The organism is Rhodococcus sp. RCBS9 (assembly GCF_029457415.1).
GTDB lineage: Bacteria > Actinomycetota > Actinomycetes > Mycobacteriales > Mycobacteriaceae > Rhodococcus_F > Rhodococcus_F qingshengii.
The window spans coordinates 3,895,957-3,914,105 of the sequence record NZ_CP120422.1 but is presented as its reverse complement, the minus strand read 5'-3'; the positions used below and the strand labels follow the sequence as shown (position 1 = coordinate 3,914,105).

Annotated in this window: 16 protein-coding genes; 11 read left to right on the top strand and 5 right to left on the bottom strand. The window is 60.7% G+C overall.

The annotated features are described in order from the left end of the window. The 6 genes from P0M12_RS18360 (at window position 1) to P0M12_RS18335 (ending at window position 7,573) form a co-directional block, all read left to right on the top strand. Window positions 1-1,968 (top strand): biotin carboxylase N-terminal domain-containing protein, encoded by a 1,968-nt coding sequence (locus P0M12_RS18360; RefSeq protein ID WP_042925670.1) that lies wholly within the window; start codon window positions 1-3, stop codon window positions 1,966-1,968. Between the two features lie 61 nt (window positions 1,969-2,029). Further along, window positions 2,030-2,860 carry a rhodanese-like domain-containing protein gene (locus P0M12_RS18355; RefSeq protein ID WP_073513445.1) on the top strand — a complete coding sequence of 277 codons (831 nt, stop codon included), beginning with the start codon at window positions 2,030-2,032 and terminating at the stop codon, window positions 2,858-2,860. Beyond that, the gene (locus tag P0M12_RS18350) at window positions 2,857-4,161 is read left to right on the top strand and encodes an NtaA/DmoA family FMN-dependent monooxygenase (RefSeq protein ID WP_007726446.1); all 1,305 of its coding nucleotides are present in this window, start codon (window positions 2,857-2,859) and stop codon (window positions 4,159-4,161) included. The genes P0M12_RS18355 and P0M12_RS18350 overlap by 4 nt, the downstream gene beginning before the upstream one ends. 14 nt (window positions 4,162-4,175) lie before the next feature. Continuing rightward, a complete protein-coding gene (locus P0M12_RS18345) occupies window positions 4,176-5,786 on the top strand; it encodes an ABC transporter substrate-binding protein (protein ID WP_065352861.1) in 1,611 nt (536 codons plus the stop codon). Between the two features lie 59 nt (window positions 5,787-5,845). Further along, on the top strand, window positions 5,846-6,823 hold the full coding sequence (locus P0M12_RS18340) for an ABC transporter substrate-binding protein (RefSeq protein ID WP_007726443.1): 978 nt from the start codon (window positions 5,846-5,848) through the stop codon (window positions 6,821-6,823). Between the two features lie 282 nt (window positions 6,824-7,105). Continuing rightward, window positions 7,106-7,573, top strand: coding sequence for a DIP1984 family protein (locus P0M12_RS18335; RefSeq protein ID WP_037129592.1), 468 nt, complete (start codon window positions 7,106-7,108; stop codon window positions 7,571-7,573). Window positions 7,574-7,827: 254 nt separating this feature from the next. On the opposite strand, the gene P0M12_RS18330 is transcribed toward P0M12_RS18335, so the two are convergent. Beyond that, window positions 7,828-8,049, bottom strand: a complete 222-nt coding sequence (locus P0M12_RS18330; protein ID WP_042925672.1) for an RGCVC family protein — start codon at window positions 8,047-8,049, stop codon at window positions 7,828-7,830. A 238-nt stretch (window positions 8,050-8,287) separates the two neighbouring features. On the opposite strand from P0M12_RS18330, the gene P0M12_RS18325 reads away from it, so the two are divergent. The 3 genes from P0M12_RS18325 (at window position 8,288) to P0M12_RS18315 (ending at window position 11,288) form a co-directional block, all read left to right on the top strand. Beyond that, entirely contained in the window at window positions 8,288-8,632 is a 345-nt protein-coding gene (locus P0M12_RS18325; RefSeq protein ID WP_037129595.1) for a nitroreductase/quinone reductase family protein, read from the top strand. A gap of 234 nt (window positions 8,633-8,866) precedes the next feature. Further along, window positions 8,867-9,598: a response regulator transcription factor gene (locus P0M12_RS18320; protein ID WP_039972719.1), complete on the top strand. Its 732-nt coding sequence runs from the start codon at window positions 8,867-8,869 to the stop codon at window positions 9,596-9,598. Beyond that, a complete protein-coding gene (locus P0M12_RS18315) occupies window positions 9,588-11,288 on the top strand; it encodes a GAF domain-containing protein (RefSeq protein WP_277376681.1) in 1,701 nt (566 codons plus the stop codon). The genes P0M12_RS18320 and P0M12_RS18315 overlap by 11 nt, the downstream gene beginning before the upstream one ends. A gap of 3 nt (window positions 11,289-11,291) precedes the next feature. On the opposite strand, the gene P0M12_RS18310 is transcribed toward P0M12_RS18315, so the two are convergent. Continuing rightward, window positions 11,292-11,672 (bottom strand): VOC family protein, encoded by a 381-nt coding sequence (locus P0M12_RS18310; protein ID WP_007726436.1) that lies wholly within the window; start codon window positions 11,670-11,672, stop codon window positions 11,292-11,294. A gap of 199 nt (window positions 11,673-11,871) precedes the next feature. Between P0M12_RS18310 and ctaD the strand changes: the two genes are divergently transcribed. Beyond that, complete coding sequence (gene ctaD / locus P0M12_RS18305; protein WP_007726434.1) at window positions 11,872-13,614, top strand: cytochrome c oxidase subunit I; 1,743 nt, start codon at window positions 11,872-11,874, stop codon at window positions 13,612-13,614. Window positions 13,615-13,835: 221 nt separating this feature from the next. Beyond that, the gene (locus tag P0M12_RS18300; RefSeq protein WP_234551955.1) at window positions 13,836-14,654 is read left to right on the top strand and encodes a universal stress protein; all 819 of its coding nucleotides are present in this window, start codon (window positions 13,836-13,838) and stop codon (window positions 14,652-14,654) included. Between the two features lie 17 nt (window positions 14,655-14,671). Here the strand turns inward: P0M12_RS18300 and P0M12_RS18295 are convergent, their stop codons facing one another. The 3 genes from P0M12_RS18295 to P0M12_RS18285 form a co-directional block, all read right to left on the bottom strand. Further along, window positions 14,672-15,145, bottom strand: coding sequence for an NUDIX domain-containing protein (locus P0M12_RS18295; RefSeq protein ID WP_003941446.1), 474 nt, complete (start codon window positions 15,143-15,145; stop codon window positions 14,672-14,674). A gap of 79 nt (window positions 15,146-15,224) precedes the next feature. Next, window positions 15,225-17,447: a catalase/peroxidase HPI gene (gene katG / locus P0M12_RS18290; protein WP_003941458.1), complete on the bottom strand. Its 2,223-nt coding sequence runs from the start codon at window positions 17,445-17,447 to the stop codon at window positions 15,225-15,227. Window positions 17,448-17,483: 36 nt separating this feature from the next. Beyond that, window positions 17,484-17,927, bottom strand: coding sequence for a Fur family transcriptional regulator (locus P0M12_RS18285; RefSeq protein WP_037129600.1), 444 nt, complete (start codon window positions 17,925-17,927; stop codon window positions 17,484-17,486). Between the last annotated feature and the right edge of the window lie 222 nt (window positions 17,928-18,149).

Genomic DNA, 18,149 nt, shown 5'->3' with positions numbered 1-18,149 from the left:
ATGACTCGACTTCTCATCGCCAATCGGGGTGAAATCGTCACGCGCATCGCGCGCACGGCCCGTCGTCTCGGCATGTCGGTAGTGACGATCTCCTCCCCCGTCGATTCACACGCACAGTGGCATCGCCTCGCCGATCACACCGTGCTTCTGGACGGAGACATCCCCTCGGAGTCCTACACCAATTCGGATCAAATCATTGCGGCCGCGCTGGCCGCGGATTGCGATGCCGTGCACCCGGGTTACGGATTCCTCTCCGAAGACTCCGATTTCGCTGAAGCCGTCGTCGCTGCAGGTCTGACATTCGTCGGTCCGGCCGCTGAATCCATCGCTCTACTCGGAGACAAGGCAAGAGCGAAGAAGGCCGCCGCTGACGCCGGCATCCCGACTCTCACCGCGTGGGGCGAGGCAAGCGCCGATCCCGATACCGTCCTCGGTCACGTTCGATCTCTCGACGTGCCGGTGCTGCTGAAACCGGTGTTCGGGGGCGGCGGCAAGGGGATGGTTCGACTACATCCGGGTGATGACGCACGAGAGGTCATCACCTCTGCAATCGGTTTGAACGAAAGGAACTTCGGCCGCGGCGACCTGATGATCGAAACGCTGGTGGAGCGTCCGCGTCACATCGAAGTTCAGGTCCTCTTCGATTCCTTCGGTACAGGAGTTCACTTCTTCACCCGTGAATGCTCCCTACAGCGTCGGAACCAGAAGATCATCGAGCAGGCACCGGCAAGTTCTGTCCCCGAATCGGTCCTGGGAGCCATGCAGCACGACGCTCTGCGACTACTCGGAGGCGTCGGCTACGTGAATGCGGCAACCGTCGAATTTCTGGTTGACGCCGAAAACCGCTACTACTTTCTCGAAGTCAACACGCGCCTACAAGTCGAACACACGGTCACCGAGGAAGTGACCGGCGTCGATCTCGTCGAACTGCAACTCGACATCGCCCTCGGCGCCCGTTTGCCGTTACAGCAGCGCCATATCGCGCTGCGGGGTTTCGCGGTGCAAGCCAGAATCTACGCCGAGGATCCGTCGAACGGGTTTCGGCCCGCACCTTCACATTCCGTGGACATAGCCTGGCCGTCGGGGGTTCGCATCGACAGTGCTTTCGAGGGTGCCGGCAGCATTCCGCCGTTCTACGATCCGATGATCGCAAAGGTCATAGCAAGCGGTCCGACGCGGTCAACCGCACTGGAATCATTGGACCGAGCTTTGGCCGACTCGAGTTACTTCGGTGGAACCTCGAATATCGGTTTCCTCCGACTTCTCTTGGCGACACCGGCTGTGCGCGCGGATGACATTCACACTTCCTTCGTCGACGAGCACCTCACTCGGTTGATCCCGGATTCTGCAGAGCTCCAGGCCACCGCCGCTGCTGTTGCGATGGTGTGGACTTCCGTCGAGGAACAATCGCCGGTCACCGGGTCGTCGTGGACCGGCCCCCACGGACTACATCGAGAGACATTGCGCAAGTTGGGATCCGACCCGATCGGACGCGAACTCATTGCCGACGGCCGCGTCGTGCCGACAACCGTCATCTCACAACGAAGCAACCACTGGATTGTCGCCGCCGACGGCCGGAACATTTCGGTGGTCGTCAGGGGTGGAACCGACGAGGTGACACTCAGTCTGGTCGCCGATGGTTTGACAACCACCGCTGGGCGCCTCGGAGTCGGCACCGGTACATGGGTGTGCGTTGGTGGCTGGACCGTGAAGGTGGACGAGAAAGTCTATACAGCAAAGGATTCCGATCTCAGCGACGGAGAGATCACATCGAAGATGCCGGGAACCGTGCTGGCAGTGCTGCAGACTGGAACGCGGGTGTCGGAAGGTGATGTCGTCGCGGTCGTAGAAGCAATGAAGATGGAGACTGCCCTTCGTGCTTCCTCACCCGGAATCGTCTCGGCGGTGACAGTAACGGTGGGAGATGTCATCGATGCCGGACAAGTGCTGGCAGCCGTGGCGCCATGAGTAAAGATTGCCACGATCTTATCTCTTTCTTGACTGAAGCAATTGTTACACAATATCTTTCATGTCAGAAGCAGGGGGAATCGAGCGTCGCGCAGTCATTGTTTCCGCAACCGAACTCCGCGAACTCATTCGTTCCGATCGGACGCTCGTCGTCGTCAACGTGGTGCGAGACAACAGCGAGGGCGGAGCCGGAATCATTACTGCGCCGCAGTCCATCACATTGTCGATCAACAACTTTCAAAGCAGTGGAGGCGGGACTGACGGGAATCGACCGCTGCCAGACCTCGCCGCATTCGGAAGAACACTGAACGATCTGAAAGTATCCGCCGATGCTCACATCGTGGTCTACAGTTCGGACAGCCCCCTGCTTGCGGCCCGCGCGTGGTTCACGCTTCGCTGGGCAGGACGTTCAGTGCGGTACTTGGACGGCGGATCGTCCGGATGGGTTACAGCCCGGAAACGCACATCGACAAACGATTCGATTCCCGTACCACCTTCCACCACTAGCACGACACTCGCCGACGCAGAAGACGCCCTGCGCGCGGCATCGGCCGGCAGATTGCTCGACGCCCGAGGATCGAGCAGTTTCCGCGCCGGCCACATCCCCGGATCTATCTCAGCGCCGGCAACTGACCTACTCGACGACAACGGATTCCTACTTCCCGACCGCGAGTTACGAGAATACTTCCACCAGTTCGGAATAGAGCGTGGTGCCACCGTCGTGTCCTATTGCGGCGGCGGAGTTGCCGCGTCGCACAACGCACTGGCGCTTGCAGCGGTCGGCATCAGCTCCGCGGTCTACGTCGCGTCGTGGTCGGGGTGGAGCGCCGACCCCGAACGACCCGTCTCCACTGACATCCATCACACACCAAGGAATCCGGACCAGCGATGACACGACAGATGATCCTCGGCGCCTACATGGTCTTTCCGAGTATGCACAGTGCCGGAATGTGGCGGCATTCGTACTCGGAGAATGCCTTCGAGGACAGAGCGCTCTACGAGCGATACGCGCAAGCAGCGGAACGAGCAAAATTCGACCTGATACTGATACCTGAGCGTGTGCACTACGTCGACGGCCACACCAAATACGGTCTGCTGACCGGCTTTCAACATGATCCGACGCAGTTGGCTGCAGTGGTGGCCGGCGCAACAAATCGTATCGGTCTCGGCGTAACCCTTTCGGCAAGCTTCAACAGCCCGTACAACCTGGCGAGAACTCTGGGCAGCCTCGACATACTCAGCGGTGGGCGCGCGGCCTGGAACATCGTGATGACGGCACCCGGTCCGGCTAACGACAACTTTCCCGAAGTCGATCGGCTTCCGAGAGAAGAACTGTACGAGCGCGGCGACGAAGTTCTCGAAGCAACCACCGCACTCTGGTCGTCGTGGGACGGCGACGCCGTATCTGCCGATCGCGACAGCGGAATCTACGCAGACACAAGCAAGATTCACGCGGCCGACTACAAGGGCAAATACTTGTCGGTGCAGGGTCCACTCACCTTGCCACAATCACCTCAGGGCCGCCCGGTCTTCATCCAGGCAGGTGAATCTGTGAGAGGGCGCGAATTCGGTGGGCGGTGGGCAGATCTGGTCTTTGCGATCGACCCGTTGGAGGAAGATCTTCGAGCGAAGCGCAAGGCAATTCGCGGCTACGCGGAAGAGGCCGGACGCGACCCTGATTCGGTGCGCCTCGTCGCCGCTGTGCAACCGATAGTCGGCGAGACGACGAGCATCGCGAAGGAACGGCAGGAGTACCTGCGATCCTTGATCCATCCGGATGCGGCAATCGAGTGGGTCTCCCACTCCGCAGGACTAGACTTGTCGCAGTTCGATCCGTCCACTCCGATCGCCGAAGTTCTCAACCGCGGTAGTGGCCCCTCGCGTCGATTGGCACGCCTGATCGAATCCCGAAATCTCACCATCGCCGAAACCGCAGAGTTGTTCGCGCGCAATGATCTCACTCCCGAGATTGTCGGCTCGCCGCAAGAAGTGGCGGACGAGTTGACGCACCTCTTCGAATCGGGAGCAGCTGACGGTTTCATCCTGACCGCTACCCACTTCCCCAGGGGGCTCGACGACTTCGCGAGTTCCGTCGTGCCACTTCTGCAAGATCGGGGCGTGTTCCGGCGCGAATACACCGGAACGACCCTGCGGTCCCACATCTTCGACACCACTCGCACTTCCCCACGATGAACGGAACTCAGCCCATGACGACGTCGCGGCTTTCATCCATACCGATCCGAGTCGCCATCCTGGCGTCGACGCTTGCAGTTGCAGCCGGCTGCAGCACTGCAACGCCAGCTGCGAGCGCCGACTCCGAGCCCGTGTCAGGGGGCGATCTGACCTTTGCGATCAATACGTTTCCACCGTGCATCGACAAGACCCTGAACGGTCAAACTGCTACGGCATTCCATCCACTCTACGACAAACTCGTCGACCAGAACCTCGAGACCGGGGAGATAGTGCCTTGGTTGGCGACGTCCTGGGAGGTCCGGAACGACGGTCGACGATTCGTCTTCGCGCTGCGGGACGGCGTGACCTTCAGCAACGGCGAGCGTCTGGATGCGCAGGTTGTCGCGGACAACTTCGAAAGCCAGAAGAGACTGGGAGACAGTGGCTTCGCGACCACTGCGAAGTCACATCTCGCAAACTTCACTGGAGCGGAGGTACTCGACGCTTCCACTGTCGCACTCAATTTCTCGGAACCGTCAGCGGGCTTCCTTCAAGCCGCCCGCTCCGACACGCTCGCCATCATCGCACCGGAATCGTTGAAGAAGACGCCCGAAGAACGCTGCGCCCAGGGCGTTATCGCTTCCGGCCCGTTCGTACAGAAAGAACTGGAGACCAACGCGAAGGTCGTCCTCGCTCGTCGGGACGGGTACCACTGGGGATCCTCACTCAACAAGAACAAGGGAGAGGCCTATCTGGATTCGATCACCTTTTTGGTGGTCCCCGAATCCTCGGTGCGAATCGGCGGTTTGACGTCAGGACAACTGGACGCCGCGATCGACATTCCGAGCACAGACGTCGACCGGGCAGAAGGCGCCGGACTCACTGTCATCCCGTCCCTTGCTGCCGGCATCAACGACTCGCTCTTGCTCAACCCCACGTTCGCGCCGGTACTTGCGGACCTGAACGTGCGGCGTGCTTTGGTGAAGGGCATCGATACCCAGCAGATCATCGACACCACCTACACACCGAGTGACGAGAAAGCGCGAAGCATCTTGTCGGTGAAAGCGCCCGGCTACACCGATCTGTCGTCCGAGTACACCTATGACCCGTCGGGTGCGAAGTCACTGCTGGACGCCAGTGGATGGACAGTCGGCGGTGACGGATTCCGAACCAAGGACGGTGAGAAACTGACCGTCGAATTGGCCTACCGCAACCACCTCCCCCAATCGCAGTTCGAACTGATCCAATCTCAGCTGCGCGACATCGGAGTTGCAGTGAACTTGCAACCTCGCTCGACTGCCGAGGACAACGCCGCGAGAACCGACGGCACATGGGAATCGATCTACTTCCAGAGCTTGCGCGCCGACGGTGACGTACTGCTGGTGTTCAGTCCCACTCTCGGCTCGACCAAAGGCATCGCCTCGACTCCGGAGCTGAATGCATTGCTGGTCAAACAATCTCAGACCGTAGACGTCGATGCGAGAAACGGAGTGTTGAAGGAGATTCAGGAACTGATTGCCGATCAGGCACTGGCGATCCCGTTGCACGCCTCTTCGCTGATCTACGCGACGACTTCCGCGGTTCACGACCTGCGCATCCAAGCCGATCTCTACTCGGTGGACTTCGTGGATGCGTGGAAGAGCTAGCCCACACTTCGTGATCTCGACAACCTGCTTCGACAAACCCTCTTCCCGGAAGGAACCCGATGTTCACCCGTCCTCGCACCGCAACGCTTCTGATCTCTACCCTGGCCACAGTTACTCTCCTGGGTACCGCTTGCGGAAGCCCAGATGAAGAATCGACCGGGCAACACTCCGGTGCAACAACATCCAGTATCAACTTGTCGGCCGAGCAGAACCGCATCAGCACCGACAAGGTTGATTCGATCGCAGCGAAGGTCCCTCAGGAGTTCCGCGACCGGGGCACGATCCGAATCACCGGCAACGCTGGAACCGCTCCACCGTTGCGCTTCTATGCCGACGACGACAAGACTGTCATCGGTTCCGAGACCGACTTCGCGTATTTGATTGCAGAGGTGCTCGGGCTGAAAATCGACCTTCAGGTCGCGGATTGGGCGCAGAATTCGGTGCGGATCGATTCGGGAGACGCAGATGCGTTCATCTCCAACGTGACGGTCACCGAAGAGCGCAAAGAGAAATACGACTTCGCGACGTACCGCCTCGACACTCTCGCGTTCGAGGTCAGAAAGGACAGGAATCTCTCACTCGAGAAGCCGGAAGACATCGCCGGACTGAAGATCGGAGTCGGCGCTGCCACCAATCAGGAGGCTTTGCTGGTGAAGTGGAATGAGGACAACCTCGCAGCTGGGCGTGCTCCCGCTGAAATCACCGTGTACCAGAAGACCACTGACTACTACCTGCCGCTGTCTTCCGGTCGAATCGACGCTTACTTCGGCCCCAACCCGTCATCGCAGTTTCACGCTGCACAGACTGGCGAGAACGAAGTGATCGGTCAGTTCTCCGGAGCCGGTGAGGCCGCGTTGGGCCAGATCGGTGTACTGGTCAAGAAAGACAACGGCTTGGTACAACCGATCAGCGAGGCGATAGATCATCTCATCGAAAACGGCACATACGAGCAAGTTCTCGAGCGATGGAAGATCACCAACGAGGCAGTCGACAAGTCGCTGGTCAATCCCCCTGGCCTCCCGAAGACGAACAAATAAGAAAGGCGCACTCTAACTCGTCGCGGGGCGACTATTTCAGTCTGAACCGCGAGATCGACGGCGGACCATCGTATGCCTCGCCCGCCCCGTCGACCCGAGACCGTGCGCAGCGTGCTCCACCGGCTGCATCGCTTCATCGAAGGACACGCAGCACCAGCTGTCTCCAAGGTGATTCGAATGCTGAACTGGGAAGAACGCAGCAAGACAATGGAATCCGACCCAGGTTGTCAACCGAGTGCTAGCTTGGAGTTCCCGATTCAGGTCAGAGCAGGAGCTTCATCCATGAAACTGGCAGAGGCACTGGCGCTACGCAGTGACACCACTCGCAAGGTTGCGCACTTGCGCGAGCGGATCGTCGACAATGCACGCCACCAGGAGGGAGAAGTTCCCGCCGAAGACGCCGCCGTCCTTCTCGAAGAGCTGACGTCAACTCTGAGCGAACTCGAACGGTTGATGCGCGCGATCAATCGAACCAATGCGCAGGCGATCCTCGGAAACGGCACTGTCACAGATGCACTCGCCCATCGAGATGTGCTGCGTCTGAGACACTCTGCAGTCAATGCCGCTGCGGACGCCGCGTCGGGGCGCGAAGAGCGAGGTTACGGTCGTCAACTCCGATCAGAATTGGTCTATGTCGCGGCAGTCCCCGTCACCGAACTTCGGGCAATCGCGGACGACCTCGCCCGCGAGATTCGCGAGGTCGATACACAGATTCAACGAACGAATTGGGAGGTGGATCTGATCGAGTAAGCACGGCAGCGTTGGAGCAGGTAGTCGTTCGGCGAAGCGAGCACACACCGCGACCGGCGGTCTATCCGGTCACCTCTGAGCGCGGCGGGCAGCGCACATACACATTGCAGCCCTGCACGTCGTACAGGTAAAAGTGCACTACGCACACATCACCACCACGTGCTGATCGTCGATAGACGAGGGCGGGTTCGGGGCATCCAGCACTGTCGGCGACTACAGGTCGGTGCGTCTCCGATTGGGATGCAGGATGCACCTCAGTAGCGCGAATAGTGCTGCATCTCCTCGCGATCTGCAGCGCAGATGCACTTTCGATCGAGACCGCGGTCGGCAGTCACTGCGCAGAAGCGAACCCCGAGCGGATCGTGGGATTTCATACTGTGCTGACACGCCGGGCAGATCGACGGTGTTTTCTGATCCTCGTCAGTCGACTCGGATTGCCCTCGTGCATTCGACACATCGGACGGGTTCGACGCCATACCGGCGCTCCAGTTCTCGGCCGTTCGACCACAGACCGGGTTGGCGTCGAGGACGACATGGCTTGACCGCGCATATTCGAATGACCCTCGACGTACCCCACGCTACTCGCTTCGGCACACCGGTTTGTACCAATTTCTGCCCACGCGACAATCCCGGTCGAGCAGGATAGAACTACTGCACGCACCATTTCCGTGCAGGATTCGAATTCGTGCAGCATTCGTCGTGAAAGGGCTTCTCGTGAACACTTTCCAACGTGTATCCGCCGCCGTGAACGTAGTGGTCCAACCACTGATCGGCGCTCCGATCGTAGGCAAACTACTGGGCCGTTCCATGACCGTCATCACCTACGTCGGACGCAAGTCCGGTCGCACCTTCAGCGCGCCCGTGTCCTACAAACGAAAAGGCGACCATGTGACGATCGGCGTTGCCATGCCGGACAAGAAGAGTTGGTGGCGCAATTTCTACCCGGAACAAGGTCCGATCGTTCTCCAACTGGACGGTATCGATCGCCCCGGCGAGGCACTCGCACACCGAAAAGGCAAGGGTGTCTACGTCTCCGTCGAACTCGCTCCCGTCGACTGAGCGGATCGAACAGCCACCGGTGCAATCACATTCAGCTCACACCCACCGCCTCACGAGATCTGGGTGATTCAGATCTCGTGACGGTCGGGACCTTTGACTCTGTGCAATCGAGACTCGGTCTCGCACCCTTCGACGCGGGTTTTTTGTCGACCATCGGTCGGACAACCCGATCCTGTCGGGACATTACCGTCCGGTAACATCGACGGCAGGCGTGAGCTGGAAGAGGTGACCACCGTGACGATCGGCATCTATCTGGTCGACGACCACGAGATCGTCCGTCGTGGATTGGCAGACCTGTTGAATCAGGTATCGGGATTCAACGTTGTTGGCGAGGCGTCGTGTGTTCGCGAAGCCTCGGCCGGAATACCCGAATGCCGACCCGACGTGGTAGTCATGGACGTCAGACTTCCCGACGGTAACGGTGTGGAACTGTGCCGAGAACTGGCGTCGACCTACCCGAGCGCCGCCACTTTGATGCTCACGTCGTACTCCGACGACGACGCACTGCTCGACGCCCTGATCGCCGGCGCACGAGGATTCGTCCTCAAGAACATCCGCGGCCACGACCTGGTGTCGGCGATCCGCACGGTTGCTACCGGCAAGTCGCTGTTGAACACCCAGGCGGTGATCGGTTTGGTCCGGCGCATCCGCTCCGAACAGGAGTCGGGTACTGCGGCAGCCCTGTTGACCGATCAGGAGCTCTTGATCTTCGAGTTGATCGGCAAGGGACTGAGCAATCGAGAGATCAGCTCGCACGCAGAACTCTCGGAGAAAACAGTCAAGAACTACGTCTCACGCATCCTCGAGAAACTGGGTCTCGAACGTCGAACGCAGGCCGCAGTTCTGGCGACAAAGCTTCGTGCGGGCACTTCGCACCCGGATCCTTCGGGCCAGGCGACCACTCACCTACTGACGCCGTCCGGCTCGCCCTTCTCCGCCACCACGGGCACGCACCATGCCAGGTAGCCGCGACGCGCTCATGCTCAGCCTTTTCGGCGACATCGCCGGAAGCGCAGAGCTGACTGCTCTCAACCCGACTGCAATTCCCAAACTGCTCAGTGCCGTGTTGACCGTCGGGTCCACACTCCAGCTCGACGAAACCCTGCAACAGATAGTCGACGTCGCGCGACATCTCCTCGAAGCGGACTACGGCGCGCTCGGCGTGAAATCCCCCGACGGACGCTTGTCCCGATTCATCCACTCCGGTTTGACTCAAGGGCGGGTTGCCAAGATCGGGCATCTTCCCGAAGGACACGGCCTGCTGGGCCTGGTCGTTCGAGAACCGTGCCCGGTTCGAACCGACCGAATCTCCTCGCATCCGTCCTCGGCAGGGTTTCCGACCAATCACCCGCCGATGGACACGTTTCTCGGTGTTCCGATCTTCGTCAGGGGCGAGGTGTTCGGCAGCATCTACCTCGCGGACAGCTCGGAACGGACTGCATTCGACGACCGCGACGAGGCTGTACTCCAGATTCTGGCAAATGCTGCGAGCATCGCCATCGACAATGCGCGTCTGTTCGAGGAATCCCGGACGCGAGAAGCCTGGCTCAAGGCCGTCGCCGCCGTCAATGCACGTCTGCTCAGCGGCGGATCCCGCGACGAGACGCTGGCGGAACTGGTTCGGACGACGCGGCACCTCACGGATGGAAATCTTGTGTGCGTCGTTCGCTACGACCTCGGCAGAGAGCCGGTAGTCCACGTCGCCGATGCTGCTGATTCCCAGCCTGTCCCCGCGACCGGATCAGCCGTCGATCTGTCCGGGACCGTGATCGACGACGCTGCGCGGAGCCGGCGGCCGATCTCTGCACCACATGGCAGTTCCGTTCCGGCACTGAATGTTTCCGGCGACGAATCAGTGGTCGCACTCCCCCTCTCCGGGACCTCGTTCGGCGGCGGTGTTCTCTTCGCGTCACGCCGCAGCAACCGCCCGTGGGGAGTGGACGAGATCGAGCAACTGACGGCGATGGCAGACATCGCTTCTGTCACTGTCGAATTCGCAGAACAGCAACGGAAAGAAAGACTGGTCGACGTCCTCGAAGATCGCGACCGAATCGCGCGGGATCTCCATGACCACGTCATCCAACAGCTGTTCGCCACCGGGTTGAGTTTGCAGGGGGTGCTGCAACGTCCAGGCGACGAGGACACCGTTCGAACCGTATTGGACACCTCTGTCGATCAACTCGATCGAACAGTCCGTGAAATCCGCACCGCAGTCTTCGACCTCCATACGAGCGAGATGTCTACTCCCACAAGCCTGCGGCGGCGACTACTCGATGCCGTCAACGGTCTGTCCGGCCACTCGTCGATCACTCCCAGCGTCACTTTCGAGGGAACCATCGACAGTTCCGTCCCGTCTCGACTTGCCCCGCATGCCGAAGCCGTTGTGCGCGAGGGCTTGAGCAACGCTCTGCGGCATGCACATGCCGATGCCATCGACGTCACCATCCGGGCCACCGAGGAGCTTGTCATCAGCATCGTCGACGACGGTGTGGGAATCGACCAGGCAACCAGAATCCACGGTCTCGACAACCTGGCGACCCGCGCTCGTCAGTGCGGAGGCTCGAGCAACATCACCAGCGAGAACGGTGTCACCGAACTGGTGTGGCGTGTTCCGCTGAGCCCCAGGCGAAGTCCGTTGCCGATCCAGCATCGTTGAGCGTCAGAGCGGATCCAGTTGGGCCTTGAGCAGGCAGAACTCGTTACCTTCCGGATCGGCCAGGACATGCCATTGTTCGTGTCCTGTCTGGCCGATGTCGGCCGGCCGCGCACCAAGACTCAACAGGCGTTCCAGTTCGGCCTCCTGATCGCGATCGGTGGCGTTGACGTCGATATGCAGGCGGGGCTTGCCCTTCTCCGGTTCGTCTCTGCGACTGAGGATGATCGTCGGCTGCGGACCGCCGAACCCTTCGCGTGGGCCGATCTCCAACGAACCGTCGTCCATTCGATCGAGCACGACGAAGTCCAGGACCTCGCACCAGAACCGGCCCAGCACCTCGGGTTCCCGGCAACCGAGCACCAGTTCACTGATACGACATGCCATGACCATCTCGCTTTCTTTCGGCTCGTGAAGACAACTCTCTCGACCGTACCGGACCACGTGATCTACGCCATGCCTCTGTTCCGATCCTAGGGACCTTTTCCCCTCGTCCGAGTTCCCGGTCGCCACGATCATTGCGTTATGTTCCACAGTCCCAGGCATTCTCGGTCTTTCGTCACGTCGATGTGCGTAGGCGGCCGTCGTGGTTGATCTCGCGCCCCGGCCGGTCGGTGAGGTCGATTCCCCCGCCGATGCAATTCCCCGAACCGCTCCGAAGGGTTCGAAACTGGTCGAGATCCTCAGGACCACCGATCACAAGATGATCGGTCTGATGTACATCGTGACATCGTTTGCCTTCTTCTTGATCGGCGGACTGATGGCACTACTCATGCGCATGGAATTGACCGTTCCGGGAATGCAATTCCTGTCCAACGAGCAGTACAACCAGTTGTTCACCATGCACGGCACGATCATGCTCCTGCTGTACGCGACCCCGGTGTTCTTCGGATTCGCCAACTACCTCATGCCACTGCAGATCGGGTCGCCGGACGTGTGTTTCCCGCGACTCAACGCCTTCAGCTACTGGCTCTATCTCTTCGGCGGCCTGATCGCGTCCGCCGGATTCGTAACACCTGGTGGTGCGGCAGATTTCGGCTGGACCGCCTACGTACCGCTCACCAGCGAACTCCACTCCCCCGGCATGGGCGCCGACCTGTGGATCATCGGTCTCGCTCTCGGCGGCGTCGGCACCATCCTCGGCGCGGTCAACATCGTTTCGACGATCGTCTGCCTGCGCGCCCCGGGTATGACGATGTTCCGCATGCCGATCTTCACGTGGAATGCGCTGGTCGCCAGCATGCTGATCCTCCTCGTTTTTCCGCTGCTCGCTGCTGCCTTGATCGGACTGTGGGTGGACCGGCACCTGGGAGCGCACCTGTTCGACCCCGCCACCGGTGGAGTCATGTTGTGGCAGCACCTGTTCTGGTTCTTCGGCCATCCCGAGGTCTACATTCTGGCGCTGCCGTTCTTCGGCATAGTCTCGGAGATCTTCCCCGTCTTCAGCCGCAAGCCGATCTTCGGATACACCGGATTGGTCTACGCAACATTGGGAATTGCTGCACTGTCGATCGCTGTGTGGGCGCACCACATGTACGCAACCGGCGCCGTTCTCCTCCCCTACTTCTCGTTCATGACCTTCCTGATCGCAGTTCCCACCGGAGTCAAGTTCTTCAACTGGATCGGCACCATGTGGAAGGGGCAGTTGACTTTCGAATCGCCCATGCTGTTCTCCGTCGGCTTCCTGGTCACATTCCTGTTCGGCGGACTCTCCGGCGTCATCCTTGCCAGCCCGCCCTTGGACTTTCATGTCACCGACTCGTACTTTGTTGTCGCGCATTTCCATTACGTCCTCTTCGGAACAATCGCGTTCGCGACATACGCCGGAATCTACTTCTGGTTCCCGAAAATGACCGGCCGGATGTTGGACGAGAAGCTCGCCAAGATCCATTTCTGGTTGACCCTGATCGGCTTTCACGCGACATTTCTCGTCCAGCATTGGCTCGGCGCCCAGGGCATGCCTCGGCGGTACGCGGACTACCTCCCGTCGGACAATTTCACTCTTCTCAACACGATCTCGACCATCGGCGCGTTTGTGCTCGGAGCCTCGACGATTCCGTTCATCTGGAACGTTTTCAAGAGCTACCGGTACGGCCGAATTGTGACCGTCGACGATCCTTGGGGCTTCGGAAACTCGCTCGAATGGGCGACGTCCTGCCCACCACCGCGACACAACTTCACCGAACTCCCCCGAATCCGCAGTGAGCGGCCGGCATTCGAACTGCACTACCCCCACATGGTCGAAAGAATGCGCGACGAGGCGCATGTCGGACTGCTTGGTCACAAGTCGGTTTCCGACGTGAGAACTGAGGTGAAACAACATGAATGACGGCACGAAGCACCGAGCCTGGGCAGAAAGGCAGCAACACGAACGCCGAGCGAAACCCGGCCATCTCCTCGCCCCGTTGCTCGTGCTCATGTTCGCTGTCACGACGCTCGTGTGGTTGCCCCTGACGACTGCCGCGTGCTCGATAGTCGTCGCAGGATTGCTGTTCGGCACTGTCCTGCAAGCTAGTTCGCATTCAACAGACACAGCTCGAGGAGTTCACGATGAAGCCCGAACTATCGACTGACCTCATCACCTCGGAGTGGTCCGCAGACGGAGCGGTGGTCGTGTGCGTCGACGGATCCCCGCTGCGCCCCGACGTGATCACGTGGGCGGCTGAGTTCGCACATCGGCACGGTCTCTGGATGCGAATCGTTTTCGTAGCTCCGAGCGCCGATCTGAACACCTCGGCATCGCCGACCGGCCTGTTCATGGAGGCCATTCAGATCGCCGAGTCGGTGTCGCCAGATCTTCGGATCCGGACCGATCTGATCTCCGGGGAGAACACCGCAATTCTCACCGCGCTGACAGCTGAGGCCGCCTTGATCGTCGCAACACAGGACGATCCCGCCGCACCTGGACCGACATGTTCGTTCGCAAGAGTCGGAACACCGCGTGAAAGCAGCGCTACGGCAGCCTTGCCGGTTGTCGTCGGTTTGGACGGAAGCGCCTACAGCGAAAGCGCTCTGGCCATCGCCTTCAAGGAAGCAGAGGCAGCGAACACCGAACTGGTCGTCGTGCACGCAGCGCCGCCAGAGGCCGAACTGCGTCGAGACGTCGCATCCGGGCACTCGCCCCAGCACTCGACGCCGCTGACGTGGCAACTGTCGGGTTGGGCCACGCTCTACCCTGGCGTCGCGATCCGTCAGATCGAGTTCGACGGCCCCTCGGTTGCCATTCTTGAACAACTCTCCACCGAGGCACGGCTTCTCGTCGTGGGTCGGCGTGGGCGAGGTTCGTTCGACGACACCGCTCTCGGCACCACGAGCAGTGCGATGATTCGAAAAGCACACTGCCCGGTCATCGTTGCCAGCGAAGCCTGAATCAGATCCTCACCCGGTCAGAAGCCGTAGCTGTGGATGGGTGCGAGCTGACCGGAGTGATGGGCTTCGATTACGAAACGCTCGTGGTCGACCAACTTCTCCGGGAGTTCGTCAACCGGCCACCACCGCAGATCTGCAGATTTCAACGGCTCCATCCGGCGTGGTTCACCCGACCACGTGCGGCATTCGTAGAAGAAGTCCACTCGATGATCCACCGGTTCGCTCCCGTCCGCGTGGCGGCGATGCAACACGGTCAGCGGCTTCAGTTCCGAGGAAAGCAACTCGACACCAAGTTCTTCCGCAGCCTCCCGAACGGCAGCGTCGATCGCCGACTCCCCCAGTTCGACGTGGCCCGCAGCAGCGTGAGCCCAGTATCCGTCCATGAATCCCGTGCCCTCGCGCAATTGCAGCAGCACCTCGCGCCGTTGTACCGGGTTGCTTCGACAGAACATCACGTACACCGCTGGTACCAGCGCAAATTGATCGGCCACACGACCACGCTATCGTGCGCGTGAAATGACGGCGCCCCGCGAGAACAAGCTCGCGGGGCGCCGTCGACGATCTGCTGGATCAGTTCACGTCGAACCGGTCGAGGTCCATCACCTTGGTCCAGGCTGCGGCGAAGTCCTCGGCGAACTTCTGCTTGGCGTCTGCGCTGGCGTACACCTCGGCGAGTGCACGCAGTTGCGAATTCGATCCGAAAACGAGATCGACCGCAGTTGCCGTGTACTTCGGATCGCCCGTCACGCGATCAACACCGTCGTAGACGTTTTCGTCCGTCTTCGACGGCTTCCACTCTGTACCCATGTCGAGAAGGTTGACGAAGAAATCGTTGGTCAACGTCTCGGGACGATCGGTGAACACCCCGTGACGGGTATTGCCGAAGTTCGCGTTCAGCGCGCGAAGTCCGCCGACCAGCACTGTCACCTCGGGCGGGGTCAGCGACAGCATGTACGCGCGGTCAACCAACAGAATCTCTGCCGGAATCTTCTCGCCTCCCTTGAGGTAGTTCCGGAATCCGTCGGCCCGGGGTTCGAGTACCTCGAACGAGTCGACGTCTGTCTGCTCCTGCGTTGCGTCCGTACGTCCCGGAGTGAACGAGACCGTGATGTCCTGTCCGGCGTTCTTCGCAGCCTGTTCGACGGCCGCTGTACCACCCAGAACGATCAGGTCGGCGAGAGAAACCTTGGCTCCACCAGCCTGGTTGAAGTCCTGCTGAACCCGCTCGAGAGTCTGAAGCACCGCGGAGAGAGCTGCGGGCTCGTTGACTTCCCAATTCTTCTGCGGCTCCAGTCGGATTCGCGCACCGTTGGCGCCGCCGCGCATGTCCGTGCTGCGGAAGCTCGCGGCAGACGCCCACGCCGTCGATACCAACTGCGAAATGGACAGCCCGGAGTCGAGAAGTCGACTCTTGAGGATCGCGATGTCTGCGTCCCCGATCAGTTGATCATCGGCCGAGGGAACCGGGTCCTGCCACAGCTGCGGCTCGGGAACCCAAGGTCCCAGGTAGCGCGTGACCGGTCCCATGTCACGGTGAAGGAGCTTGTACCAAGCCTTGGCGAACTCTTCGGCGAATTCTTCCGGATGATCGAGCCAGCGCCGGGTGATCTTCTCGTACGTCGGATCCAGGCGTAGGGACAGGTCGGTCGTCAGCATCGTCGGGGTGCGTCCGGCCGACGAATCGAACGGATCCGGGATGGTGCCCGCCCCCGCGCCGTCCTTCGGAATCCACTGCCACGCACCCGCCGGACTCTTGGTCAGCTCCCAGTCGTAGCCGTACAGAATCTCCAAGAAGGTGTTGTCCCACTTCGTCGGAGTGGGAGTCCACACGACTTCGAGACCACTGGTGATCGCGTCCTTACCCACACCCGTGCCGAAGGCACTCTTCCAGCCCAGTCCCTGCTGCTCGATGGGAGCACCTTCCGGTTCCGGTCCGACGAGGTCGGCCGGTCCGGCTCCGTGCGTCTTGCCGAAGGTGTGACCGCCGGCGATCAGCGCAGCTGTCTCCACGTCGTTCATCGCCATGCGGGCGAACGTTTCTCGGATGTCGCGGGCGGCCGCTACCGGATCCGGTTGCCCGTTGGGTCCTTCGGGATTGACGTAGATCAGGCCCATCTGCACGGCTCCGAGCGGTCCGGACAGCTCACGGTCTCCGCTGTAACGCTCGTCGCCGAGCCAGGTGTCCTCGGGACCCCAGTAGATCTCCTCGGGCTCCCAGATGTCTTCTCGGCCGAATCCGAAGCCGAAGGTCTTGAACCCCATCGACTCCAGGGCGCAGTTGCCCGCGAACACCAGCAGGTCGGCCCAGGAAACCTGCTTTCCGTACTTCTGCTTCACGGGCCAAAGCAGGCGCCGGGCCTTGTCGAGGCTGGCGTTGTCCGGCCAACTGTTGAGCGGGGCGAAACGCTGAGCACCTTGGCCGCCACCGCCGCGGCCGTCTGCAATGCGATAGGTGCCGGCAGCATGCCAGCTCATACGCACGAAGAGTCCGCCGTAGTGCCCGTAGTCGGCCGGCCACCAATCCTGCGACGCCGTCATCAACGCGATGACGTCGCGCTTTAGCGCCTCGACATCGAGCTTGGCGAATTCCTGGGCGTAATCGAAGTCGGCACCCATCGGATTCGACTTCGACGAATGTGAATGCAAGACAGAGAGATCCGGCTGATTCGGCCACCAGTCGCTGTTTGTTCTCGGACGATTCCCGGTAGGCGTCGGAGACGGGATTGCGGGGTTTTCACTTTCGCTGGTGCTCTCGGTGTTTCCGTCGTGAGCAACCGGGCAACTATCGGACACGGTAATCCCTCCATGAGCGAGTAGAACGGACTTCGATCACGTTTGTGATCGCAAACTCTGAGTTGTCGAGCAGTCGGGACACAGGCCCCAGTAAATGACCTCGGCTTCGTCGAGAACGAAACCGTTGTGCGCCGACGGCGTCAAACACGGTGCCTCTCCGACTGCGCAGTCGACATCTGCAACGACCCCACAGGACCGGCAGACGACGTGATGATGGTTGTCGCCGACGCGTGACTCGTACAGCGCCACCGATCCGGACGGTTGGATCCGCCTGATCAGCCCGGCGTCGGTGAGAGCGTGCAACACGTCGTAGACCGCCTGCCGCGACACCCCCGGCAGAACAGCCCGCACAGCATCGAAGACAGTCTCGGTGGCTGCGTGTGGGCGTGCATGCACAACCTCGAGCACCGTGACTCTGGGACGAGTCACGCGAAGCTCAGCGTTACGCAGTTGGGCTGCATAATCCGGCGTCGAAGGCACCTTTCCACTATTGCGCAATCTTCTGGACTGAACCCAGACTTTCGCGAAAATCATCGCGGACAGGGCCCTCCCGACCGATTCGTCCGTGCTGGAAGTGAGCCGGATTCCTCGCTGTTTCTCACGCCCCCAACAGCGCCTTCAGGTTTGTTGCGCGTCGACGCGTCCTGCTGTGTGGTTCCACAAACTCCGACAATCTCCCCTTCGTCCAACTACCGTGAAAGG